Genomic DNA, 22069 nt, shown 5'->3' on the forward strand with positions numbered 1-22069 from the left:
CCCACCCCTCCAACACCCCCCTCATCACCTGAGCAACTGCATCTGCTGCCGATACTCATCAGTAACCTGCCGCGCCTGACCGGCATTGGTCACCACCCGTGGCGTAATCAAAACAATCAGCTCCGTCCTGTCACGAGACTTAGACGTACTACCAAACAACCACTTCAACCCGGGAATGCTCGACAAACCCGGCACGCTGGACGTCGATTCGGCGTTGTCCTGTTTGATCAAACCGCCGAGCAGCACGGTCTGGCCGCTTTGCACGGCGATTTGGGTGGAGACCGAGCGGGTCGAGATGCGCGGGTTGGGTTGGGTTGTGGTGATGTTGCTGGTATCGGCGTCGCTGACTTGTTGCTGGATGTCCATGTACACCAGGCCGCCCGGATTGATCCGCGGAAGCACGTCGAGGATCACCCCGGTCTGCACATATTCGACGCTGCTCAACGTGGTGTCGGAATTGCTGGTGTTGACCGTGGTCTGGCTGATCGGGATGTTGTCGCCGACCTGGATTTGCGCTTGCTGATTGTTCATCACCACCAGCGACGGCGCGGACAACACCTGCGTGCGCCCGTTGGTTTCAAGTGCGTGCAGTGCAACTTGCAGGTTATTGCTGACGAAGGAATAGAACAGCGAATCCGCTGCGCCCAGCCCTGCCCCGCCGGCGCCGAGCGCGCCTTGGTTGCCGCTGGTGTTGGCGACCGTTGTGCTGGATGAATTGCCCGCCAGTTTGCCCAGATACCACTGCACGCCCAGGTCCAGTTCGCCGGTCAGTTTGACCTCGAGGATGCGCGTCTCGATCTGCACTTGCTGTGGCAGATTGTCGAGGCGTTTGATCGCCGATTCGATCTCTTTCCATTGCGCCGGACGGGTGCGCACCAGCAGCTGATTAGTGCTTTTCTGCGCGGTGATGCGCACGCTTTGTTCCAGGCTCTGCCCGGATGTTTCACTGCCGGACTCGGCAGCCTCGCCGGTTTCGCTTTCGGTCATTTCGCTGCCGGAGGATTCGTCCTCGGCATCCTCTTCTGCACTGCTCGATTGCCCGCGATTGTTCTCTGCGCCGAGGCCGGCGGACGCTTGCGAGGTGCCGCCGGAAAGCCCGCTTCCGCTGCCATTGAGCGACGACAGCGAGGTGGTGCGCAAACCTGGCGCAACCTTGGCTGCCGCGTCTTCCTTGATCGCGCCGTTGCCGTAGATCTGGCGCAAGTATTTGGCCAAATCCGAGGCTTTCATATTGCGCACGTCGTAGACGTACATCTGCGGCTCGTTGCCGCCGCCCTCGTCGATGGTTGCGATCCAGTCGCCGACTTCCTGCAAATAGGCTGGCTGCGACGAGATGGCGACGATGGAGTTGGTGCGTTCGTTGGGCATGAACTTGACCATGTTGGCCAACGGGATGCCGCTGTCCGGCCCGAATAGTTTTTGCAGTTGCGGCATCAGTTCGGCCACCGATGCGCGTTGCAGTCCGTAGACGCCGATGGACATGCCCTTCAGCCAGTCAACGTCGAAAGTGTCGATGGTGTCCTGATAGTTGGCCAGTTCATCCGGGGTGCCGGCCAGGCTCAGCACGTTGCGCGCCGGGTCCACCAGCAGGAAAGCATTTTCGCGGGCGAAGGGTTTGAGCAGTTTCTGCATTTCCGTGGCGGAGATATAGCGCAGCGGGAACAGCCGCGCGGTCAAACCGGTGGACGGCCGGGCGACCGGCATTTCCGGTACCAGTTTGCCGGCGACCGCCTGGTTCGACGGCAGGATCACGTAGCGGTCGCCTTGGCGGATCATCGCGTTGTCGGTCCACGACAACAGGGTTTCCAGAATCGACAGCGTTTGCTGCTGGTTGACCGGTTTCGACGTGGAGAAACTGACGTTGCCTTTGACGCCTTGGGCGATGCTGTAATTCTCGTGCAGCAGGTCGCCCATGATGCTGTTGATCACCGCTTCGATCGGCTGATCAGTGAAGTTGAAGACGATGTCGCCGCTCGGCGCCGCGCCCGATTTTGCCGCGGAGGCTGGCGCCGGGGGACGGACGAAGCTCTGATTACCGCGGATGATCTGCCGCCGCGCTGGCGCAACGCTCGCGGCCGTCGAAGGGCCGGCCGCAGTCTCCGGCGCCTCCACCACGGGCGCGCGCTGCGAACCGGTACCGTTGAGTGCTTCCTGCATCAGGGCCGGGTCGTTTTCTGTCGACGACGGCGTGGACGCGCAGCCCGCCAAGGCGATTGCCGTGGCGAGACAGAGCAATGGGCTGCGCAGACGAAAGATTTCAGGGAAGCAATTGTTCATGGTCTCGGTACATTTGGAAGAGTGATGACGGGCGCCGTCGATGGCGGCGGTAGGCGGAGCACGGGCAGGCTCAACTGGCGGGTCTGGCCCTGATAGGTAAAAGTCGCTTGCAGCGGGCTGAGTTCGCTCAGGGTCCAGCCATCTTCCAGCGTGGCGCCGACGGCAAGTTTGCGCGTGCGTTTGTTGGTCAGGCGCAAGAGTGCCCACTGCCCCTGGCCATCGATGACCACGCCGGTGAGGACAATGCCTTGCAGCGCAGCCGTTGCGCCTTTGCCGCTGACGAGGTCGGGCTTGCGATCAGCGCTGAAAATCGATTGTTGCCAGCTCAGGCTGAGTGCCTGCGCCGTCAGCGTCGGCAAAGGTTGTGGCGCGGCGTTGGCCGGCAGATTGCTTGGCGCAGCGGCGGGCAGCCAGTGCGCTTCTCGCCCGGCGCCGAGCAGCAGCGAAATAACCACGCCGCCGAGCAAAGCGGCGACGGTTATCAACAGCAGATCGAGCCGGCTGAACCTCATGCTTCAGGCTCCTTGCCAGCGGCCGGCTGCAGATACCCGCGCAACAGCAAATTCACCTGCAAGCGCCCGGCCCCTCCGCTGGCCGGCGCGGAGGTCTGGCGACGGATGCTCAAGTGGTCGACGAACAGAAACGGTTGCGCGTATTCCAGATCGTGCAGCAGCCCGGTCAGCGGCTCCATGGCACATTCCAGAGTGAGGCTGACTTTGACTTGGCGATACGGCTCGGCGCTGTCTTGCTCCGGGGTGATCGGCATGCGCTGCGTGACCTGGCAACCCGGCCCTTGCTCGGCGTGGGCCTTGACCAGATCGAGGCTGCGTTGCATCAAGTCGGCGGCCACGCCGCTGGGGTCGGTGCCGGGCAGCAGACTGCTGCGGCTTGCCGGATCGCGACGGGCCTGCTGCAACTGTTGTTGCAGTGCGTCGCGCTGCTGCAATATGCCGGCGTAACGTTGCTGCTGTTCACGCAGGCTGTCTGCCTGAGTTTCGATGTCCGTCAGCGGGCCGAGAAACCAGCTCTGCACCAGCAACCACCACGCCGCCCACAGGGTCAGCGCCAGCGCAATCAGCGCCGCGCCGCGACGTTCGCGCGCAGTCAAATCACGACGCATCGGCGGGCTCCTTGCGCAGCTGTGCAGTTGGCTGCGAGCGCAAATGCGCGCGCAGAGAAAAGCGCTCTTTGCCGGTGTGTTCGTCGGGCTGAATGATCCCCTGAAATTGCGCATCGCTGAGGGTTTGGCAGTTTTGCGCACGGGCGATCAACGCGCTGGCCTTGGCGCTCTGGCCAGTGATCGAGACGCCGCCGTCTTCGCTGATCTCGAGTTGCTCGACCCAGGTGTCCGCGCCCAGGCAACCGGTGAGGTCGAGCAGCACGCTGGACACGCTCGGTTGCGCGCTCTTGCGTTGCGCCAGATAGCGCGCGGCGCCCTGGGTGTTGACCAGTTCGCGGCGCAGCTTTTGCAACGCCTGGACCTCCTCGCGTTGTTGCTCCACCGCCGCTTGCATCGCCGCGACTCGATCCGCACGAACGTCCAGCCACATCAGCATGCACGCCAGCAACAGGCCGACGCAGCTCACCGCCAGATAACCTGACAAATGACCGCGACTGGCGCCTTGACGCGGGTGTTGGTCTGGCAACAGATCGACGCCCAGAGGTTGGCCGTCGGCACCGCGACAATCGATGGCGTGCAGGTGCAAGCCGCGCTCTTGGCAATGCTCAAGGACCGCTTGCAAACGCTCGCGCACAATCGCCACCAGCAGCACCCGCGCCAGGGTTTTCCCACGGCTTTGCACACGCGTGACGAAGTGCATGTGCTCGCGCGGAAACGGCGTGTACTTGTCCAGCTCAAAACCGACCACGCTGCGCAGTTCGCGAGTGGCGGCCAGCGGCAGATTCAACGGTTGCGCCAGTACCATCGCGTGAGGCAGCAGCAACACAACCCGCTCGCCGTTACCGTCAGGCAGCACGTCGGGCAATGGCCAATTCAAGCGGCGCTCGCGCTGGCGCGGCAGCACAGCGCTTTGCACGCGCGCCGGCAATACGTTGCGCAATTCCTGCAACCACGCCTGCCACACACGTTGGGCAAGACTGCCGCGCCAGTGGCTGTGCCAACGGGCGTTGAGCTGGGCAAAACGCTGCGCCAGAGGTGCTGAGATCAATTGCTTCATTCTTGCCAGCGCAAAACCCGGTACGGTCGTGCGCCCTCCTTCGATGGATTCAATAACAAGGTGACGCGCAGCGTCGTGGTGTAACCGCCGGGCAACGTCGCACGGCTTTTCAGGGTGATGATCGAACCGGCCGGCATCACCGCCGCTGGTGCTCGCGGCAAATTCAGCGTGCGTTGCAGCCACGGCGCGGCGAAGCGCGGGTCCGGGCTCGGCAGCCCGCTCCATAACGTCACGTAGGGTGCCGCTCGCTGGTACAACGCCTGAGTCATGCCGGGTATTTCGCGCAACTCTTCAACCATTCGCAGCGGCGCCTGATCCTCGCCGCGCCGTTGCTCGACCGCGTGCGCCAGTTGCCGGGCCTCACCGGGCGCGGCGCCGCAGGCTTGTAACAATCGAGCGATCAGCCCGGCAGGCGCCGCATTCAGATCCAGTTGCCCCTGCTCACTGCGCAGGCTGACCGCCAGTTCGGCGTCAGCAAAACCCAGCGCATGCACTTGCCGGTCGGCCAGCCAGCGCCGTTGCGGATCGCGATCGAGCTGGGCGATGACCGCCAGAGCGATGCCCGCCTCGGCAGCCAATTGCCCCTGTAAATGCTGGCGCTGCCAGAGCGCCTGGCGGTTTTGCAAATGCACCCAGCCCACCAGACCGGCGAGCAATGTGCCGAGCAATGCCAACACCCACAGCACCAGCAGCAGCGCGACCCCGCGCTGACGTTTCATGGCGCCGTGTTCTCGCCGGACAAGTCCAGGCGCAGGCGAATAACCTGCGTCGGCCAGACAACCGCACCAGCCAATTGCGCGTCGATGCGCACGGCGCGCGGCAGCCGTCCCGGCCATGGCCAACGATCCAGCCATGCCCCGGCTCCTGAGGGCGATTGACCGCGGTAACTGATTTGCACTGACTTGACCTGCTGCAACAGCACTTGTGGCTCTCTGGCCGGCTGCAAGACTTCGCCCTGCAAACGCTGCAGGGTCACCTGCAATCGGCCATCCGCCAGACTCACTTGATGCCGATACACACCACCGCCCAAGGTCGCTGGCAGCGGCGCGTAAAAACTCAGACTCTGCGTGTCGCCCTGAAACATCGGCGACTGCGCTTGCCCCGGTTTCCCCGCCGCCAGCGGCAACGCCTGAGCGATGGCGCTGCGCAAAAAGTTCTCGCTCGAACGCACTTCATCGAGGCGGCTGCTGTAGCGCTCAGCTTTGGCCATCGCCCGATTGGCGCCGGACAGCGCCGCGCCGATCAGCGTCAGCAACAGGCCCAGCAGACTGATCACCACCAGCACCTCCAGCAGGGTGAAACCGCGTTGCTGACGTTTCATCGCGCCGCCCCGCTGCCGGCGCTGCGCACTTGCAAGGTGCTGTAGCGCGCTTGCCGGGCGCCATCGCTGACGTGCAAATCCAGCCGATAAGCATTGGCCGCCCCAGCGGCGCCGGGCACCAGGCTCACGTCCATCTGCCAATGCACCCCGCTCCACTCGCCGTCGCTGCGCCCCACTTGCAAGGCGCGGTCGCTGGCGTCGTCGATCAGCGAACGCGCGACCAGACTCAAGCGGTCGCTGCGCTGCACTTGCTGCAAGGCGCGTGCGCCGTTGCCGAACGCGACCACCAAAACACTGCTGCACAGCGCCAGCACGGCCAGCGCCGCGAGCATTTCCAACAAGGTAAAACCGCGTTGGCTGTTCACTTGAGCGCGTGCAACTGAACGTTGCCGGTCAGCCAATTGATATCGATCCGCCAATGCTGGTCGTTGCGCGACACCAACAAGTGGCCGCCGCTCGATCCGCCGTCCGGATAAAACTCGAACGCCGCGCCGAGGCCTTCGGCGGTGACCAATTGCAGGTGCATGTCCTGCGGCAGGCTGTGGGCCTTTTGGTCGGGGCCGTGAAACCGCGCGTGGCGCAGATCAAAACGCGTCTGCGCCGGTTGGCCGGTGACGATGGCCTGCACCCGCGCGGCGCGCAGCGACTGGACCAATTGCGTCAGCGCCTGCCGTTCTTTCACCGATTGCAGGCCCTTGCCGACACCGAAGCTGATCAAACCGATGCTGACGCCGATCAAGACGATCACCACCAGCAGCTCGATCAAGGTGAAGCCGCGCGAGCGCTGCAAGGCAAGCATGGTCATTCCCAGTTGCCGAGGTCGGCCTTGTAGCCTTCACCGCCAGCCTGACCGTCCTGACCATAGAAAATCAGATCGAAACTGCCGTGCTCGCCGGGATATCGATAACCGAACGGGTGGCCGAACGGGTCCTTGAGATCAGACGGCTTGGCGTACGGGCCAGCCCAGCCCACCGCATTGGCCGGTTTGGCCAGCAGTTGCTGCAAGTTGCCCGGCGGGCTGCCGACATCGAGGCCGAAGCTTTCGATTTTCATGCTCAGGCTCGACAGCTGCGCCTTGCCGGCGCCGTACTTGCCCTTGTCGACATTGCCGCCAACCTGGCGCACGACGATGGTGGCGACGATGCCGAGCAAGACAATTACCGCGAGCATTTCCAACAGAGTGAAACCGCCTTGCCGATGACGGGCGGCAGCGTTCGAACGGGACATGATTTTTTCCTCAAATGTTACTGGTAAGGCTCATCAGCGGCAGCATGATGGCGAGCATGATCACCGCGACCAGCACCGCCATGACCACGGTCAGACTGGGCACCAGAGCGGCGAGCAAGCGGTCGATGCCACGTTTGGCTTCGACATCGAACACCTCGGCGACCTTGAGCAACATCGCGTCGAGATTGCCGGCCTGTTCGCCGACCTCAATCATTTGCAGGGCCAGTTCCGGCAGCAGCGGCTGCTCGCCAAACGCCTGCGCCAGCGTTCCGCCGCCCTTGACCCGCTCGGTGGCCTGCTCGACCTGCGCGCGCAAGGCATGATTGCCGCAGACCTCGCGGACGATAATCATCGCTTGCAGCAGCGCCACGCCGTTGCTCAGCAACGTCCCCAACGTGCGCGCCAAACGTGCCGCCTCGATCCGCTGCAGCAATGGGCCGATGACTTTGATAAACAGCACACGCTGGTCATGACGTTGCCGGCGTTGCGGATCGCGACGTGCCAAAGCGACGCCCCACACCACGATCACCAACGCCGCGAGCACCAGCAGGCCATAAGCGCTGAGGAATTCGCCGAGGGCGAGAATGACCTGGGTGATCAGCGGAATCGGCACGCCGAGATCGCGAAAGATCGGCACAAATTGCGGCACCACATACGCCAGCAACAGCGCCAGCGACCCGAGCACGCCGACGACTAGAAAGGCCGGATAGATCAGCGCATTAATCACTTCGCCGCGCAGCGTCTGGCTGCGTTCGAGGTAATCGGCGAGCTGGCGCAAGGTGTTTTCCAGCGAGCCGCCCGCCTCACCGGCGCGCACCATGCTGATGTACAAAGCGGAAAACTGCCCGTGCTCCTCTTCAAGCGCTTGGCTCAACGGCTTGCCGGCCTTGACCTGTTCGCGCACACGCTCGAGCAGTGCCCGGCGACGCGGATCGCTGGCCTGCTTGAGCACAATGCCCAGCGAACGCTCCAGCGGTTGGCCGGCGCCCAGCAGTGTTGCCAGTTGTTGAGTGAAACTAACCAACGGGGCGCCGCGCATGGCGCTGCGCCGCAAAGAAGCACTCAAGCCATGGCCGGCGCACGCTTGCAGGCTGAGGATCAACCAGCCGCGTTTTTGCAGTGCGGCGACGGCGCCGGCCTCATCGGCGGCTTGCAGATTGCCTTGTCTTGAGGCGCCGTCGGCGTCCAGTGCGCGGTACTTGAAATGAGTCATGATCAGTCGCCGCGCGTGACGCGCAGCACCTCGTCAAGGGAGGTGATGCCGGCGATTGCCTGACGCAAACCGTCCTCATACAAGGTGCGCAGACCGCCACGCCGGGCGGCTTGTTCGAGGGTGGCGGCATCGGCCTGACGCATCAGCAACGAGCGCAGTTCTTCGTTCATCACCAACAGCTCGGTGATAGCGCTGCGGCCGTGGTAACCGCCACCTGGCGCCTCGGTGTCCGGGCGATACAGCAAAATCGGGCGTTGCTCGGTGAACTGCTGCAGACCGTGCTCGGCGATCATTTCCGGCGACGCTTCAAAGGCAATCCGCGTCTGCGGATCGAGGCGCCGCACCAGACGCTGGGCGAGAATGCCTTTGACGGTGGAGGCAATCAGGTAGCTTTCGACGCCCATGTCCAGCAGGCGCGTGATACTCGCCGCCGCGCTGTTGGTGTGCAGGGTCGAGAGCACGAGGTGCCCGGTCAGCGAACTCTGGATCGCGATGCGACAGGTCTCCAGATCGCGCATTTCACCGATCATGATCACGTCCGGATCCTGACGCACGATGGAGCGCAGCGCATTGGCGAAGTCGAGGCCAATCGCCGGTTTCACCTGAATCTGATTGATGCCTTCGAGCTGATATTCGACCGGGTCTTCGACGGTGATGATCTTGCGCTCGGCGGTGTTGAGCCGGGACAGCGCGGTGTACAACGTCGTGGTTTTGCCGGAGCCGGTGGGGCCGGTCACCAGCAGAATCCCGTGGGGACTTTCGAGCACGTCGAGGAAGCTGTTCAGGCGCTCGCCGTCCATGCCGAGGCTGGGGAAATCAAAGCTCACCGTGCGCCGGTCAAGCAGGCGCATCACCACCGATTCGCCGAAACTGGTGGGCACCGTCGACACCCGCAAATCCAACTCTTTGCCCTGGATGCGCAGCATGATGCGGCCGTCCTGAGGCAAGCGCCGCTCGGCAATGTCGAGCCGCGCCATGATCTTCAAGCGCGAAATGATCGCAGCCGAAGAACTCGACGGCGGCGCCTCGGCTTCGTGCAGCACACCGTCGATGCGGTAGCGCACTTTCAGCTGGCTTTCGAACGGTTCGATGTGGATATCCGACGCCCGCTGCTCCACCGCAGATTGCAGGATCAGGTTGACCAAGCGGATCACCGGCGCCTCGGATGCCAGGTCCTTGAGGTGTTCGATATCGTCCTCGGCGCCGCTGTTATCGTCCAGCGACTCGATCAGCGCGTTCATGGCGCTACGGCCCTGGCCGTAAAGACGTTCGATCAGCGTGTTGACGTCAGCGGCGGTCGTCACGCGCAACAACACGGTTTTGCCCGCGCAGTAGCTCATTGCGTCCAGCGCGTATTGCGTCAGCGGTGGACTGGCCGCGACGGTGACCGTAGCGCTATCGGTCGCCACCGCGACGACGCCGTGATGACGCAAAAATCGCTCGCTGCCGATCGGCAACGGCTCGATGTCCCACGCCGCTTCATCGAGTGCCAAACGCGGGACGCCGAGCAGCGTCGCGTAAGCCTCGACTGCCTGATCGTCGCGCACGCTGCCCAGGCGCAGCAGATTGCGCAGCACCTCCTCGTCGCTATCACTTTCCGCCAGGCACAGTTTGCGTGCGCGTTTGACGTCGGAGGCCTTGACCTCGGCATTGTCGATCAACCACTGGCATATTTCGGATTGCGAAGGAAGTTGCATCACACTGTTAACTATCTCTTGGGCGCAAGCAACTAACGACACAACAAGCGAAACGCCAAACGACGTTTCACTCAATGAATCGATAGTTGAATAATCAATAAGGCGCACATTTGCCAAAGTTGGCGCTGACATATCGCTATGGCATTCGCGGGGTCATGTTTCACCCCATCGGAAGCGAATGCAAAATGCATAAAAGTAACTGCCGGGAAAGCTTATCAGAGCGCTAAACCTAATTGCAACTAGGTTTAGCGTGTTATTCTCTATTGCTTAATCCAAGCAAAAAACGCTGTTTTACACCGATTCCTTTTCCATATTCAGGATGTAAATGCCGAAAAAACCTATTTTCTCAACACACAGATTGAAAAACTATCAATTGGCCACCACTGAAAACAGCCTCCGAACGTCGCTTTTCTCCCCACCCATTTCCAATTTGGAAAATTTGTTTTGCGAGCATTGAACTTTCATGTGCATGCTTCGGACTTATGTGCGACTTGCAGACCTCAAGTTTGCAATCGTGCAATAACGACTCTTCCAAAAACCGAGAATTGATCGATGCTTCGAATCATGTCGCCCGTTATGGGCGCAATACTTTTGTGCGCGCAAAGTTTACCCGCCATGGCGGTGGACAATGCCTCAGCGGCGAACAGCGGCAACGCGGAACAACAACTGCGTGAACAAATCGAGGCCAAACGCGACCAGCTTACTGGCGCCGCCAACCTCGCTCCCGCCACGCAAAACAGCGTGGCGACGATGCTCGATGCGCCGGTAGAAACCGCTGACGCCCCCGCGCAGGTGCAGCAGCCATGAACCCGACCCACACCAACAGGACTTTTGCCTTGTCAGCCTTTAAACACACCTTGGGTTTGAGCGTGCTGACCTTCAGCATCGTCCAGGCCAACCTGGCGCTCGCCGCCGTAACGCCGGCCACCGGCAACGAAGTCGAAGCGCGCGTCAGTTCGATCCTCGACAACATGAACCTGTCGGAAAAGATCAACTTCACCCGCGTCAATGACGGTCACATGATCCCTTCCCTGCTCAAGTGGGGCATCAAGGGCACCACGGCATACGACTCGTCGATGGGCGTGCACGTCAATAACGCCACGTTCGGCGCGCAGTACCCGTCGCAATCGGCGCTCGCCGCAACCTGGAGCATCAACCGCGCCAAGGAATTCGGCCTGGCGATCGCTTATGAAACGAAGATCTCCGGCGGCCAGCAGATGTTGTCGCCGGGGGTGAACCTGTACCGCACGCCGTTCAACGGTCGCTCGGCGGAATACGTCAGTGGCGAGGATCCCTTCCTCGGCGCGGTACTCGCCCCGGCCATCGTCAACGCGATTCAGGCCCAAGGCATCCAGGCCAGCGGCAAGCATTACCTGGCCAACGAGCAGGAAGCCAACCGGCAGGCGGTCAACATCGTCGCCGACGAACGCACCCTGCGCGAGATGTACCTGCCGGGCTTCGAATCGATGGTCAAGAACGCCAACGTCGCCTCGATCATGTGTGGTTTCAACAAGGTCAACGGTGACTACGCCTGCGAAAATCATCACCTGATCACCGACGTGCTCAAGGGTGAATGGGGTTATCAGGGCACCGTGATCAGCGACTTTAACGCCATTCACAATGCGTTCAAAGGCGCGTGGGCCGGCACCGACATCGACATGCCGTCGGGCCTGCAATTCACCGAAGCCAACTTGATGCCGTACGTGTGGAGCGGCCAACTGACCCAGAACGTTATCGACGACAAGGTCAAGCGCAACCTGCGCGCGATCGTCAGTTACGACTTCCAGGAAAACCTCAACACCGCCAAAACCCTCGATCATCCCGAATACGGTGCGCGCGCGTCGCTGAACACCGCGCGTGAGGCAATCGTCCTGCTGCGCAACGAGAAAACCAGCGCCGGCAAGCCGCTGCTGCCACTGGCCAAATCGGCGAAAATCGCGGTCATCGGTGACTGGGCGAACCAGGCGCCGGCCTCGCCGTTCGGTACCGCCAACTCGCCACCCAACAGTTACGTGACCGAACTGAGCGGCTTGGAGCAACTGGCGTCGAGCAGCTCCAACGTCACTTATCTGCCCGAGATGAGCCTGAATCCGAAGAGTTCGGTGTGGTATCAGCCATCCACCGGCAGCAGCAACATCAGCAACTCCGGGGTCAAGGCTGAATACTTCGCTAACACCAGTTTCGCCGGTACTCCAGCGCAGACGCGTGTTGAGCCGGGCGTCAATTTGAACTGGACCACCAGCACCAACGAAACCAATAACGGCACCACCACGGTGTCCGGTTTCAGCCCGACTGCCGGCAATTTCTCGGCGCGTTTCACCGCGAACATCAAACCTGTGGTCTCCGGTCCTCAAGTGTTCAAGATTCGTGCGGATGGCCCGTACAAACTGTGGGTCAACGATGAACTGATCGTGCAGAGCGACGGTGTGCCGTACTCCGCCGACGTGGTCAACGCACTGACGACTTCCGGCAAGACCGCCAATCTGGTCGCTGGCAAGCAATACACGGTCAAGCTCGAATACCAGCGTATCCAGGGCAACTTCATCCCGGCACTCGGCGGCCTCACCGGCGTGCAAATGAGCTGGGCGGCGCTGCGTCCACCTGCCGATTTGTCGAAGTACGATGCAGTCGTGGTGGCCGCCGGCACCAACTATGAAAACGAAGGCGAAGGCTCCGACCACGGTTATGAACTGCCGGATCAGCAAGCGGAACTGATCAAGCACGTCGCCAAGGCCAACCCCAACACCATCGTGGTGATGCACGGCGGCGGTGTCGCGGACATGCAGCCATGGGCGAAGAAAGTCGGCGCAACCCTGCAAGCCTGGTTCCCGGGTCAGCAAGGTGGCCAGGCGCTGGCCGAGATCCTCTATGGCAAGGTCAACCCGTCGGGCAAACTGCCGGTGACCATCGACAAGCAGATCGAAGACAATCCGAGCTACGCATCCTATCCGGACCCGGCGGCTTATCGCGGCGACAATGCGCTGACCGAGATGACCTACAGCGAAGGCCTGTACCTGGGCTATCGCGGCTACGACAAGAAGCACGCCAAGCCGCTTTACCCGTTCGGTTTTGGCTTGTCCTACACCACGTTCGGTTACAGCGACATGAAGCTGTCGAGCAACGTGCTGACGCCGGGCGCCACGGTTGACGTGAAGTTCACCGTGACCAACAAGGGCGACAAGGCCGGTTTCGAAGTGGCGCAGCTGTACGTGCAGCCGGTAAAACCTGCGGTCGACCGTCCGGAGAAAGAACTCAAGGGCTTTACCAAGGTGTATCTGCAGCCTGGTGAGAGCAAGACTGTGAGCATCCCGCTCGACTCGCGTTCGCTGGCGTACTACGTGGATAACACCGCTAGCTGGAATGTCGATGCCGGCAAGTTCAAGATCCGCGTCGGCACCGATTCAGAAGATTTGGCCCTGAGCCAGACGCTGATCACGCTGTACCCGGAGCAATTGACTACCCGCGACAGCAACCCGCTGCCAGTGCCACTGCGCAAAGCCGTTCAAGTATCGGCCACGCAAACGTACTGACCGTTGCACGAGGCTCAGGGATGAGCCTTCTGCTCAGGTTTTAAATCAGCGGCCAGACGGCGCAAATAGCCGTCAAATACGCTCAACACGTCGACCTCTGCCCGCCCTCTCAGCCACTGGATTTGCAGCCCGTCCATCATCGAGAAAATCTCTTGGGCGAGCGCCTTCACGTCCACTTCCTGGCGAATCTCCCCCGCTTCCTGCAAAGACCCAAGGTGCGCCTGGGCATGCCCATGCACCATGTCGAACTTGTCTTTGTACCAAGGGAATGCCGGATGCTTTTCCGACAGGCTTTCGGTGTTGATCATCACGGACGCCTGGCATTCGCACGCATCCTCGACGCTGAAACTCATGCTCAATCGCAGAAACTGCAAAAAACCTTCCAGCGTCGGCGCGGTGGCCAGATCACCGAAACGTGCGACCACCCGTTCATCCCGACGGTCGATAAGCGCCCGCAGCAGCGCCACTTTGTTCGGAAAATGGTGCAGCAAACCGACGGTAGTGATCCCGGCAATGTCGGCGACATCGCGCATGGAAGCGCCGAGATAACCGTCCCGGGCGAAGACTTCAGTGGCGGCATCAAGCAGCGCCATCCGGCGCATTTCGCCTTTCGGCGCGCGGCGACGCTTGGGGCCCTGCGCATCCGTCGATTGGTTTTGAGTGTCCATGACTGCCATAAAAATCCGTTGAAAAGGTGTTGGTTCAGTGCAGATGAAGCGCCTGCGTGCGTTGGGCAAAGTAACGCCGCGAGACCACTGACGCCGTGACGATTGCGGCGATCGCCACCAGTGTGTTGCCGGTCCACATGCCCAACACCGCGCCACTGGCGCCAAAATGATCGGCGCCGACATACACGAATGGCAGGGTGCCCAGCGTCCCGCGGATCCAACCGAACACCGGCACCCACCAGGCGCGGTCCATCGTCAGGAACATCGACTGCGCGACAAAATCCAGGCCGAAGACAATCCACAACCCGGCGCCGACCCGACAGAACGCCAAAAGCAGCTCTCGCCCCGCGTCCACCAGGTGAAAATAATCGGCAATCCACGGCCCCGCCACCGCCAGGCAAAACCACAGCGCCACACCATAAAGGACGACGCAGCGGCGGGTAAAGACCACAAGCGCCTTGACCCGCTCATCGCACCCCGCGCCGAGGTTCTGCGCGATCACCGGAACCAGCGCAGCCGGCAAGGCAAAAAACACGCAATAGCCAAACTGCAGAATGCGATCAACCACCGCCATTCCGGCCAGCGCCGACGTGCCCACGCCCGCCATCACCACCATCAGGTAAGTAATGCCCACGGGCATGGCCAGATTGCCGAGCATCGCCGGAAGTGCCACGCGCAAGGTGCGCCCCGTGTGCAGCGCCAGTAACTTGAGATTGATCAGCGCCGACAAACCGATGTGACGCTTGACCAACACCAGACCGAGGGTCAGCGACACAGCCGCTGCCAGCAGACAGGAAATACCGGCGCCTTCCAGGCCCATGCCGAGGCCGAAAATAAACAGCGGATCGGCCACCGCTAACGTTCCCGCCCCCACCAGCAACACCGCGAGCGCCAGCCTCACCTGACCCTGCGCGCGAAGCATTTGCACGCACATTTGCGTGGCCGCAATCAGAATGCTTGAGGGCACCACCGTCCACAGGTAAAACCGCGCCGCCTGGTAAACCGCGAGATCGCCACCGAGCCAGCGCGCCAGCGGCTGCGCGAGCAGCAATTCCAGCAGAACAATCGTGCTCGAAAGCACCAGCGCCATGATCAGCATATGGCTGGTAAGTCGGGCCAGCGACCGCGAGGCATGTCGGCCAATCCGCTCGGAAAGCAACGCGCCGGCACCGATTACCAGGCCGGCGGAAAAAGCACTGTTGATGAACATCAGCGTCTTGCCGAGCCCGACCACGGCCAACAGGCTTTGGTCGTCGAGCATCGACACGTACATCAGGGTCAGGATGTCGACGAGGAAAATCGCAAGCAAACCCAGTGCGCTGGTGCCTGCCATGTTCAACACATGTCTGCCGACGGGTCCCTCCGTGAACCTGGCATGGTAAGTGGTCATGTTGATGCTCGAATGTTTAGACGACGGCTTGCGCAGGCATGCCGCTGAACAGAAGGCATACCGCTTGAAAGCGTGGGTTGGGATTTTGTTGGGTGTATGGGTTGGCGCAGATGATACGAGGGCTGCTCACCGCATGCTATTCAGCAACGCTTTCAGGAAATATGCAGCCGCCATTTCGGACCAGCGCCTTCATTTCCTCGCTCGCCTGTATCGGGTTTTGACTTAAGCGAGCGACCAACTCCTCGTGACGCCGCACGTATGACTTTGAATCATGCTTCGCGCTCCAGAGCACAATGCTGATCACCACAGGAATCAGGTCCAGGCCCTTCTCGGTCAAGGTGTAGAAATCCTTGCGCTTGTCGTCGGGGCTGGGCGCTTTCGACAGAACGCCTTGCTCCTCAAGAAAGGTAAGACGGGACGCCAGAACATTGGTTGCGATTCGTTCTTCCGATTTGAGGAAATCGCCATACGTCTTCTTTCCAGCAAAAACGATGTCGCGAATGATCAACAGCGACCACCGGTCGCCAAAAATCTCCACACCGTAGTTCACCGCGCAATGCGACCGAAAGTCGTCTTTGAGAGTTGTCTTCATGGCGCGATCTTAACATCGCTTGCATGGCGCAAGTAAAACCAGATAGATCACTTGCTTTTTGCAAGTGATTCGACCAACATGGATCGCTCGTTGAATGAGTTCGCCGGCTCGCACCAATAGCCGAAGCATGACCTGCCCTTACCGGTCAGTGCTGAGCGTTCTCGTATCGGTATTTTGCGCATCACCTCACGCACACGGAGCCATGACATGCACGTATTAGTCACTGGTGGGACCGGCCATATCGGTTCGTACATCATTCCCGAGCTCATCGCCGCTGGTCACGAGGTCACTGGCCTCGCTCGGTCCGACAAGTCTGCAGCGGCACTGACCGCACTTGGCGCCAAGGTGCGTCGCGGCGACATCTCCGACCTCGATGGGCTCAAGGCTGCAGCGTCCGAGTCTGACGGCGTTATCCACGTCGCGCACCGCCAGGACCTGCTTCCCACTGGCGGAATTGACGCGGTCGCGCAAGCGGAGCGGCAGATCATGCTCGCGTATGGCGAAGCACTGGCTGGGACCGGAAAACCCCTGGTCGTATCAGCAAGCATTGGCTCGCCCGGCTGGGAAAACCTCAGCCGACCAGCCACCGAAGAAGACCCAGCCCTTCCCGGCGGCGAGCCTTACAAAGGCACCTTGCGGGTGCGCAATATCGTCGAAACCACCGTGATCGGCCTTGCTGAACAGGGCGTGCGCTGTTCGATCGTGCGGATTCCGCCCATCGCGCACAGCACCACTGACAGCGGCTTCCTCCCGCTGCTGATCGGGCTGGCGAAGGAAAAGGGTGTCATTGGCTATCCGGCAGACGGCGCAAATGTATGGCCGGCGGTGCACGCGCGTGACCTCGCCAGTTTGTTCCGCCTCGCGCTGGAGAAGAGTCCAGCGGGCAAGTATTGGCACGGGATCGAAGGCGATGGCATGCGCTTTCGCGAGATCGCCGAGGCCATTGCCAGCCGCTTGGGCGTGCCGGCCGTAAGCATTCCGGCGGACGTATTGATGCTGCCGGGCTATTTCGGCTTTCTCGCGAATCTGGTCACGCTGGACCTTCCGGCATCCAACCTGATCACCCGCCAGGCCCTCGGCTGGGAGCCTGCTCAGCCCGGCCTGCTCGAAGACTTGGACAACGGCCATTACTTCCCCGCCGACTGATTTGCGCAGCCGCCGAGCTACAACGGGCCCGGCGGCCATCAACGAAAAATTGCCGATTCACCAGGAGACTGCACATGAGCACTATCAGCATCATTGGTTCCGGAGGCATGGCCGCGGCGATCGCCGGGCGTGCCGCAAAGGCCGGACATACCGTTGAGGTGATCAGCCGCGACCCCGCGAAGGCGCAGGCGCTGGCCGAAAAACTCGCAACCGCAGCCATCACGGGCAAGTACGGGGCCGCGCCGGCCGGCGACATTGTGATTCTTGCTGTGCCTTACGCCGGGGCGGCGTCGGTGGTGGCCGATTTCGCAGACGCGCTCGACGGCAAAGTGATCATCGACATCACCAACACCGCCTCCCCGGACCTCACTGGCCTTGTCTCCCCCGCTGGCAGTTCGGGTGCGCAGGAGATCGCCAAAATCCTTCCCGCCGGCGCGCACGTGGTGAAGGCGTTCAACACGCTGTTCGGCCACGTCCTCGCCAAAGATGGGCGCCTTGACGCGTTCATCGCCGCCGACGATGCCGAGGCGAAAGCGCGCGTTTCGACCTTCATCGAGAGCATCGGTCTGCGTCCCCTGGACGTCGGCGGCCTGCACATGGCTCAGACACTGGAAGCGCTCGGCTTGATGATGATTGGCCTCGCAAAAAACGGCGCCGGTACTTGGGACATTGCCATGAACGTCGAAATCGGCTGAGTCGCCGACACTCGGCAGCGCTTGGATCAGCAGTGAGCGAAACGGGAGATTTCAATGAACGTGCAAGAGAATGTGCAGCTTGTGAAAGATGCGTTCGCAGCCCTCGGCCGCGGAGATATGCAAGGTTTGTTGGCGCTGTCGGCCGAAGATATCGAGTGGATCATTCCGGGTGAGAACTGGCCGTTGGCCGGCACCCGCCGCGGTCATGCGGGACTGTTAGAACTGTTTGAAACGCAGTCCGCAACCATGGAAACCTCACTCATGGAACCCCGCGAATTTATCGCCCAGGGCGACCGGGTTCTGGTCGTCGGCTACGCCAAAGGCAAAATCAAGTCGACGAACAAAACATGGGAAGACGATTGGGTCTTCGCCATCACCGTGCGAAATGGAAAGCTGACGCACATCCGTGAATATATCGACACACAAGCACTGGCTCGGGCCGCGAGTTGAACGTTAGCCCTCGCCTCGCGCCATTGTGACCAACCGAAAAATTCGCAACTCAGCGAATACGTAGAACAGCGACAACGACGCCAAGTGCGTCGGTAACCCACTACGCGGAGGATTGATGATGTTTTACAACAATGAAGAAATCGTCAGAAAACTGTACGCAGCCGCAGAAGGAAGCGGCAAAGACGTCGCGAAGTTCGTCTCGTTCTTCTCGGAACGAGGCTATATGTGCGACATACCGACCGGAACGAAACTGCAGGGACAGGCTATTGGCGAGGCTATCGACGCATTCGCCGATGCGTTTCCCGATGTCCACCGCGAACTGTTCAACGTCTATGTGGCGCAGGACGTTGTCGTCGTGGAACTCGCAATCCGGGGGACGCATACCGGTGACCTGATAATTGCCTCAGGGACTGTCCCACAGACTGGCAAGAAAATAGATATCCCGTGCTGTGACGTTTTTCATCTTGAGGATGGCAAAGTCATCTCCTTCAACTGCTACAACGCTGCTTCCGTAATGCAGCAGCAACTTGGCCTTGCCGACAGTTGATGAGGAAAGCATCGCATTGTGAAGAAGCTAGGGCGTAAAGCCCTAGCTGACAGCAGGTGTCACTTTTTCTTTTTAGCCGGTTTGTCTGCCTTCTCTGATTTCTTGGCCTTCTCGGGCTTGCTATCAGCTTTTTTTGCAGATTTCTTTGGTTCGGCGTCTTTTTTCTTGTCCTTCTTATCTTCCTTGTCCTTCTTGTCTTTCTTTTCGGAAGACTTCGAAAGAGCCGAGGCTGCGGCTGATTTCTTCGCCGGCGAGGACTTTTTGTCCTTCAGTTCTTTGCTGGCTTTCGAAGCGTCGTCTTTGCTCTTCTTGTCGTCTTTAGCCACGTTGATCACCTCTCGGAAAATGCCGATATTGGCAAATTGCCTGCGCAAATATTCACAAGCTGATCATTAGGCGAGCGCGTCGAAAAGCGGTTCAATTTTTTTGCTGTCGGAACTAATCAAAACCGCGATGTCAATTTGATTGCACGGTGCGACACAACATCATTTTGGAATAATCAGCGTCAGGCAGACCTGACGCCAATGGAGCGGTAGATGAGACTGATCATTGCGGTGTTATTGATGCTGAGCGGTTACGCCCACGCCAGTTGCAGCAGCATAAGCGACAGCGACCAACGGACTTATTGCTACGCCAAAACCAAAGGCGAAAGTTGCAGCACCATCAGCAACAGCGACTTGCGCAACGAGTGCAATGCGCTGAAACGCTGATACCGCCATCGCGAGCAAGCTCAGCTCCTACAGGGGTTGGGTTTAACCCTGTAGGAGCGAGGCTTGCCCGCGAAGAACGATAACGCGATGCATCAGCCCAAACACCGTGGGAGCAAAGCTTGCTCGCGAAGAACGATAACGTAGTTGTGTCAGAACCGACGCCATCGCGAGCAAGCTCAGCTCCCACAGGGGTTGGGTTTACCCCTGTAGGAGCGAGGCTTGCCCGCGAAGAACGATAACGCGATGCATCAGCCCGAACACCCAACCCACAAATGATCAATGCCCATCAGGATTGGCTGGATGGATTGGTGAGTGCGGCTAAAGAAGTAACAACCGCAATCGCGCCTACACCGGCAGCGGCCGATCTTGAATCACCCGTTTCATAACGAGCGTCGAGGTCAAACGCTGGACATTGGGCAGTGTCGACAGGCTGTCATCGTAGAGCCTTTGAAACGCCGGCAAATCCTGCGTAATCACGTGCAACAGATAATCCGGCTCGCCAAACAATCGTTGCGCGTCGACGATCTGCGGGATGTCGACCAGCGCCGTTTCAAAGGCCTCGACGGCCTGCCTGTCACCCTCGCGCAAGGTGACAAAAACCATCGCGGAAAAATTCAAGCCCAATGCGCCGGGGTCCAATTGCGCTCGGTAGCCAAGCAGCACTCCGCACTCTTCCAGCGCCTTTACCCGACGATGGCAAGGGGAAAGGCTCAACCCCACGCGCTCGGCCAAGTCGGTGACCGAAAGGCGCCCATCTTTTTGCAGCTCAGAAAGAATTTTTCGATCAATCCTGTCCATTTGGAAGAATCTCCCCGTTTTAATCGGTCCAATGAGCATCTTTGAAAATAAATTCTAACAACATTTCACTATTCTTCCTCGCACCAATAATGCTTGGAGCCGGACGATGTCTAACGCGGTAACCCCTCACACACGGCGGGCAGCATCATGACATTGAGCATGTTTGTTGCTTTCTGGGCCGTTTCTATTCTGTTTGTGATCACCCCTGGGGCCGACTGGGCCTACGCCATTTCTGCCGGATTGAAGGGTCGCGTGGTCATGCCGGCAGTAGCAGGATTATTGTCGGGGCACTTGATCGCAACACTGGTCGTCGCCGCTGGTGTCGGCACGCTGGTAGCCAATCATCCGCTGGCCCTGTCCGTGCTGACGATTGCTGGGGCGGGGTATCTGCTGTGGCTGGGATTCAACATGTTCGTTTACCCCGCCACACCTCACGCCGACCGCAGTCAGCTGACCGGGTCATGGCAGCGTTGGGCGCTGAAAGGACTTTGCGTGAGCGGGCTCAACCCGAAAGTGTTCCTGTTGTTTCTGGCATTACTGCCGCAGTTCGCCGACGCCGCCGCGCCTTGGCCGGTGCCAATGCAAATGATTGTGCTGGGCCTGATCCACACGTTCAGTTGCGGGGTGATTTATCTATTGGTCGGATTGGGTTCGCAGGTGGTGCTGCGCACACGCCCGACAGCGGCGCAATGGGTCAGCCGTTGTTCCGGCGCCGCCATGATTATCATCGCCATCGCTTTGCTTGCCGGGCAGATGCTCGGTTAATCCATCTTCGAGACCGCATTCATGAGTGATCAGCCTTCACCGTATGGCAGCGCGCCCCAAGTACAACCGGCGGCGCGAGTGCGCATCCCGCACCTGAAACAGATGAAAGCACAGGGTCAGAAATGGGCGATGCTCACCGCGTATGACATGTATAGCGCGGCGATTTTTGACGAGGCCGGAATACCGGTGTTGCTGGTGGGCGATTCCGCCTCGAACAACGTTTATGGCAATGAATCGACGCTTGCGATCACCGTTGACGAACTGATCCCCCTGGTTCGCGCGGTCAGCCGTTCGACGCAGCGGGCCTTGGTGATTGCCGACTTGCCTTTCGGCTCGTATCAGGCCTGCGCCGAGCAGTGCTTCCACACCGCCGTGCGTTTCATGAAAGAAGCCGGGGCGCACGCGGTCAAACTCGAAGGTGGGATCGAGATGCTGCCTCAGGTCGAGAAGCTCAGCCGTTCGGGTATTCCAGTGATGGCGCACATCGGCTTCACGCCGCAGATGGAGCATCAGTTGGGCGGCTATCGTGTTCAGGGCCGAGGCGAGGACGCGCAGCGCTTGATCGATAGCGCCAAGGCATTCGAAGCGGCGGGTGCGTTCGCCATTTTGATCGAAATGGTGCCGGGCGACGTCGGCCGCGCGATCACGGAGGCCGTTTCAATTCCAACGGTAGGGATCGGCGCCGGCAACCAGTGCGATGCCCAAGTGCTGGTCTGGCAGGACATGGCCGGTTTGCGCAACGGTCGCCTGCCTCGCTTCGTCAAGCAATACGCCGACTTGCGTTCGGTGCTGCACAACGCGGCGAAGGATTTTGCCGATGATGTGAGCGCGGGCATATTCCCCGGTCCCGAACATACTTTTTAGCC

25 protein-coding genes are annotated in these 22069 nt (G+C 60.4%); 9 read left to right on the plus strand and 16 right to left on the minus strand.

Annotation, left to right across the window (positions count from 1 at the left end):
- Positions 1–24 precede the first annotated feature (24 nt).
- The 11 genes from gspD to gspE are packed head-to-tail and all read right to left on the minus strand — an operon-like array spanning position 25 to position 9912.
- Entirely contained in the window at positions 25–2277 is a 2253-nt protein-coding gene (gspD, locus tag FBY12_RS06250) for a type II secretion system secretin GspD (protein WP_145252059.1), read from the minus strand.
- Positions 2274–2789, minus strand: a complete 516-nt coding sequence (locus FBY12_RS06255) for a general secretion pathway protein GspN (protein ID WP_145252061.1) — start codon at positions 2787–2789, stop codon at positions 2274–2276. The genes gspD and FBY12_RS06255 overlap by 4 nt, the downstream gene beginning before the upstream one ends.
- A complete protein-coding gene (gene gspM / locus FBY12_RS06260) occupies positions 2786–3397 on the minus strand; it encodes a type II secretion system protein GspM (RefSeq protein WP_145252063.1) in 612 nt (203 codons plus the stop codon). Before gspM ends, FBY12_RS06255 begins: the two co-directional genes overlap by 4 nt.
- Positions 3387–4454, minus strand: a complete 1068-nt coding sequence (locus tag FBY12_RS06265; protein ID WP_145252065.1) for a type II secretion system protein GspL — start codon at positions 4452–4454, stop codon at positions 3387–3389. The genes gspM and FBY12_RS06265 overlap by 11 nt, the downstream gene beginning before the upstream one ends.
- The gene (locus tag FBY12_RS06270) at positions 4451–5173 is read right to left on the minus strand and encodes a type II secretion system protein GspK (RefSeq protein WP_145252067.1); all 723 of its coding nucleotides are present in this window, start codon (positions 5171–5173) and stop codon (positions 4451–4453) included. Before FBY12_RS06270 ends, FBY12_RS06265 begins: the two co-directional genes overlap by 4 nt.
- A complete protein-coding gene (locus FBY12_RS06275; RefSeq protein WP_145252069.1) occupies positions 5170–5775 on the minus strand; it encodes a prepilin-type N-terminal cleavage/methylation domain-containing protein in 606 nt (201 codons plus the stop codon). The genes FBY12_RS06270 and FBY12_RS06275 overlap by 4 nt, the downstream gene beginning before the upstream one ends.
- Positions 5772–6140: a prepilin-type N-terminal cleavage/methylation domain-containing protein gene (locus FBY12_RS06280; protein ID WP_109522478.1), complete on the minus strand. Its 369-nt coding sequence runs from the start codon at positions 6138–6140 to the stop codon at positions 5772–5774. Before FBY12_RS06280 ends, FBY12_RS06275 begins: the two co-directional genes overlap by 4 nt.
- On the minus strand, positions 6137–6574 hold the full coding sequence (locus FBY12_RS06285; protein ID WP_145252070.1) for a GspH/FimT family pseudopilin: 438 nt from the start codon (positions 6572–6574) through the stop codon (positions 6137–6139). The genes FBY12_RS06280 and FBY12_RS06285 overlap by 4 nt, the downstream gene beginning before the upstream one ends.
- Positions 6575–6576: 2 nt before the next feature.
- On the minus strand, positions 6577–7002 hold the full coding sequence (gene gspG / locus FBY12_RS06290) for a type II secretion system major pseudopilin GspG (RefSeq protein WP_145252072.1): 426 nt from the start codon (positions 7000–7002) through the stop codon (positions 6577–6579).
- A gap of 10 nt (positions 7003–7012) precedes the next feature.
- Positions 7013–8215, minus strand: a complete 1203-nt coding sequence (gene gspF, locus FBY12_RS06295; RefSeq protein WP_145252074.1) for a type II secretion system inner membrane protein GspF — start codon at positions 8213–8215, stop codon at positions 7013–7015.
- Between the two features lie 2 nt (positions 8216–8217).
- Positions 8218–9912 (minus strand): type II secretion system ATPase GspE, encoded by a 1695-nt coding sequence (gene gspE, locus FBY12_RS06300; protein WP_145252076.1) that lies wholly within the window; start codon positions 9910–9912, stop codon positions 8218–8220.
- A gap of 564 nt (positions 9913–10476) precedes the next feature.
- On the opposite strand from gspE, the gene FBY12_RS06305 reads away from it, so the two are divergent.
- Positions 10477–10719, plus strand: coding sequence for a hypothetical protein (locus FBY12_RS06305; RefSeq protein ID WP_178111724.1), 243 nt, complete (start codon positions 10477–10479; stop codon positions 10717–10719).
- Positions 10716–13442: a glycoside hydrolase family 3 protein gene (locus FBY12_RS06310; RefSeq protein WP_178111725.1), complete on the plus strand. Its 2727-nt coding sequence runs from the start codon at positions 10716–10718 to the stop codon at positions 13440–13442. The genes FBY12_RS06305 and FBY12_RS06310 overlap by 4 nt, the downstream gene beginning before the upstream one ends.
- Before the next feature lie 14 nt (positions 13443–13456).
- On the opposite strand, the gene FBY12_RS06315 is transcribed toward FBY12_RS06310, so the two are convergent.
- The 3 genes from FBY12_RS06315 to FBY12_RS06325 form a co-directional block, all read right to left on the minus strand.
- Positions 13457–14119: a TetR/AcrR family transcriptional regulator gene (locus FBY12_RS06315; protein WP_145252082.1), complete on the minus strand. Its 663-nt coding sequence runs from the start codon at positions 14117–14119 to the stop codon at positions 13457–13459.
- Positions 14120–14144: 25 nt separating this feature from the next.
- Positions 14145–15500 carry an MATE family efflux transporter gene (locus tag FBY12_RS06320; RefSeq protein WP_145252084.1) on the minus strand — a complete coding sequence of 452 codons (1356 nt, stop codon included), beginning with the start codon at positions 15498–15500 and terminating at the stop codon, positions 14145–14147.
- 136 nt (positions 15501–15636) lie between these two features.
- Positions 15637–16092: a helix-turn-helix domain-containing protein gene (locus FBY12_RS06325; protein ID WP_145252086.1), complete on the minus strand. Its 456-nt coding sequence runs from the start codon at positions 16090–16092 to the stop codon at positions 15637–15639.
- 207 nt (positions 16093–16299) lie between these two features.
- Here FBY12_RS06325 and FBY12_RS06330 point away from each other — a divergent pair, with 207 nt between their 5' ends.
- From FBY12_RS06330 to FBY12_RS06345, 4 genes are all read left to right on the plus strand, one after another.
- On the plus strand, positions 16300–17238 hold the full coding sequence (locus FBY12_RS06330; protein ID WP_145252088.1) for an SDR family oxidoreductase: 939 nt from the start codon (positions 16300–16302) through the stop codon (positions 17236–17238).
- Between the two features lie 74 nt (positions 17239–17312).
- The gene (locus tag FBY12_RS06335) at positions 17313–17933 is read left to right on the plus strand and encodes an NADPH-dependent F420 reductase (RefSeq protein ID WP_145252090.1); all 621 of its coding nucleotides are present in this window, start codon (positions 17313–17315) and stop codon (positions 17931–17933) included.
- A 54-nt stretch (positions 17934–17987) separates the two neighbouring features.
- Positions 17988–18383, plus strand: a complete 396-nt coding sequence (locus FBY12_RS06340) for a nuclear transport factor 2 family protein (protein WP_145252092.1) — start codon at positions 17988–17990, stop codon at positions 18381–18383.
- A gap of 115 nt (positions 18384–18498) precedes the next feature.
- A complete protein-coding gene (locus tag FBY12_RS06345; RefSeq protein WP_256663267.1) occupies positions 18499–18930 on the plus strand; it encodes an ester cyclase in 432 nt (143 codons plus the stop codon).
- Between the two features lie 59 nt (positions 18931–18989).
- Here the strand turns inward: FBY12_RS06345 and FBY12_RS06350 are convergent, their stop codons facing one another.
- Positions 18990–19256 carry a hypothetical protein gene (locus FBY12_RS06350; protein ID WP_256592719.1) on the minus strand — a complete coding sequence of 89 codons (267 nt, stop codon included), beginning with the start codon at positions 19254–19256 and terminating at the stop codon, positions 18990–18992.
- Between the two features lie 210 nt (positions 19257–19466).
- Here FBY12_RS06350 and FBY12_RS27635 point away from each other — a divergent pair, with 210 nt between their 5' ends.
- Positions 19467–19640, plus strand: a complete 174-nt coding sequence (locus FBY12_RS27635) for a hypothetical protein (protein WP_178111726.1) — start codon at positions 19467–19469, stop codon at positions 19638–19640.
- 345 nt (positions 19641–19985) lie between these two features.
- Here the strand turns inward: FBY12_RS27635 and FBY12_RS06355 are convergent, their stop codons facing one another.
- Complete coding sequence (locus FBY12_RS06355; protein WP_121731984.1) at positions 19986–20438, minus strand: Lrp/AsnC family transcriptional regulator; 453 nt, start codon at positions 20436–20438, stop codon at positions 19986–19988.
- 147 nt (positions 20439–20585) lie between these two features.
- Here FBY12_RS06355 and FBY12_RS06360 point away from each other — a divergent pair, with 147 nt between their 5' ends.
- The gene (locus FBY12_RS06360) at positions 20586–21203 is read left to right on the plus strand and encodes a LysE family translocator (RefSeq protein WP_145252094.1); all 618 of its coding nucleotides are present in this window, start codon (positions 20586–20588) and stop codon (positions 21201–21203) included.
- 21 nt (positions 21204–21224) lie between these two features.
- Positions 21225–22067, plus strand: coding sequence for a 3-methyl-2-oxobutanoate hydroxymethyltransferase (gene panB, locus FBY12_RS06365; RefSeq protein ID WP_121731985.1), 843 nt, complete (start codon positions 21225–21227; stop codon positions 22065–22067).
- Positions 22068–22069 lie beyond the last annotated feature (2 nt).

Source organism: Pseudomonas sp. SJZ131, assembly GCF_007828705.1.
GTDB classification, from domain to species: domain Bacteria; phylum Pseudomonadota; class Gammaproteobacteria; order Pseudomonadales; family Pseudomonadaceae; genus Aquipseudomonas; species Aquipseudomonas prosekii.

What these genes read in the sequence shown, in the direction of transcription:
- gspD (WP_145252059.1), bottom strand. Translation starts at nt 2,277, where the DNA reads ATGAACAATTGCTTCCCTGAAATCTTTCGTCTGCGCAGCCCATTGCTC.
- FBY12_RS06255 (WP_145252061.1), bottom strand. Translation starts at nt 2,789, where the DNA reads ATGAGGTTCAGCCGGCTCGATCTGCTGTTGATAACCGTCGCCGCTTTG.
- gspM (WP_145252063.1), bottom strand. Translation starts at nt 3,397, where the DNA reads ATGCGTCGTGATTTGACTGCGCGCGAACGTCGCGGCGCGGCGCTGATT.
- FBY12_RS06265 (WP_145252065.1), bottom strand. Translation starts at nt 4,454, where the DNA reads ATGAAGCAATTGATCTCAGCACCTCTGGCGCAGCGTTTTGCCCAGCTC.
- FBY12_RS06270 (WP_145252067.1), bottom strand. Translation starts at nt 5,173, where the DNA reads ATGAAACGTCAGCGCGGGGTCGCGCTGCTGCTGGTGCTGTGGGTGTTG.
- FBY12_RS06275 (WP_145252069.1), bottom strand. Translation starts at nt 5,775, where the DNA reads ATGAAACGTCAGCAACGCGGTTTCACCCTGCTGGAGGTGCTGGTGGTG.
- FBY12_RS06285 (WP_145252070.1), bottom strand. Translation starts at nt 6,574, where the DNA reads ATGCTTGCCTTGCAGCGCTCGCGCGGCTTCACCTTGATCGAGCTGCTG.
- gspG (WP_145252072.1), bottom strand. Translation starts at nt 7,002, where the DNA reads ATGTCCCGTTCGAACGCTGCCGCCCGTCATCGGCAAGGCGGTTTCACT.
- gspF (WP_145252074.1), bottom strand. Translation starts at nt 8,215, where the DNA reads ATGACTCATTTCAAGTACCGCGCACTGGACGCCGACGGCGCCTCAAGA.
- gspE (WP_145252076.1), bottom strand. Translation starts at nt 9,912, where the DNA reads ATGCAACTTCCTTCGCAATCCGAAATATGCCAGTGGTTGATCGACAAT.
- FBY12_RS06305 (WP_178111724.1), top strand. Translation starts at nt 10,477, where the DNA reads ATGTCGCCCGTTATGGGCGCAATACTTTTGTGCGCGCAAAGTTTACCC.
- FBY12_RS06310 (WP_178111725.1), top strand. Translation starts at nt 10,716, where the DNA reads ATGAACCCGACCCACACCAACAGGACTTTTGCCTTGTCAGCCTTTAAA.
- FBY12_RS06315 (WP_145252082.1), bottom strand. Translation starts at nt 14,119, where the DNA reads ATGGCAGTCATGGACACTCAAAACCAATCGACGGATGCGCAGGGCCCC.
- FBY12_RS06320 (WP_145252084.1), bottom strand. Translation starts at nt 15,500, where the DNA reads ATGACCACTTACCATGCCAGGTTCACGGAGGGACCCGTCGGCAGACAT.
- FBY12_RS06325 (WP_145252086.1), bottom strand. Translation starts at nt 16,092, where the DNA reads ATGAAGACAACTCTCAAAGACGACTTTCGGTCGCATTGCGCGGTGAAC.
- FBY12_RS06330 (WP_145252088.1), top strand. Translation starts at nt 16,300, where the DNA reads ATGCACGTATTAGTCACTGGTGGGACCGGCCATATCGGTTCGTACATC.
- FBY12_RS06335 (WP_145252090.1), top strand. Translation starts at nt 17,313, where the DNA reads ATGAGCACTATCAGCATCATTGGTTCCGGAGGCATGGCCGCGGCGATC.
- FBY12_RS06340 (WP_145252092.1), top strand. Translation starts at nt 17,988, where the DNA reads ATGAACGTGCAAGAGAATGTGCAGCTTGTGAAAGATGCGTTCGCAGCC.
- FBY12_RS06345 (WP_256663267.1), top strand. Translation starts at nt 18,499, where the DNA reads ATGATGTTTTACAACAATGAAGAAATCGTCAGAAAACTGTACGCAGCC.
- FBY12_RS27635 (WP_178111726.1), top strand. Translation starts at nt 19,467, where the DNA reads ATGAGACTGATCATTGCGGTGTTATTGATGCTGAGCGGTTACGCCCAC.
- FBY12_RS06355 (WP_121731984.1), bottom strand. Translation starts at nt 20,438, where the DNA reads ATGGACAGGATTGATCGAAAAATTCTTTCTGAGCTGCAAAAAGATGGG.
- FBY12_RS06360 (WP_145252094.1), top strand. Translation starts at nt 20,586, where the DNA reads ATGACATTGAGCATGTTTGTTGCTTTCTGGGCCGTTTCTATTCTGTTT.
- panB (WP_121731985.1), top strand. Translation starts at nt 21,225, where the DNA reads ATGAGTGATCAGCCTTCACCGTATGGCAGCGCGCCCCAAGTACAACCG.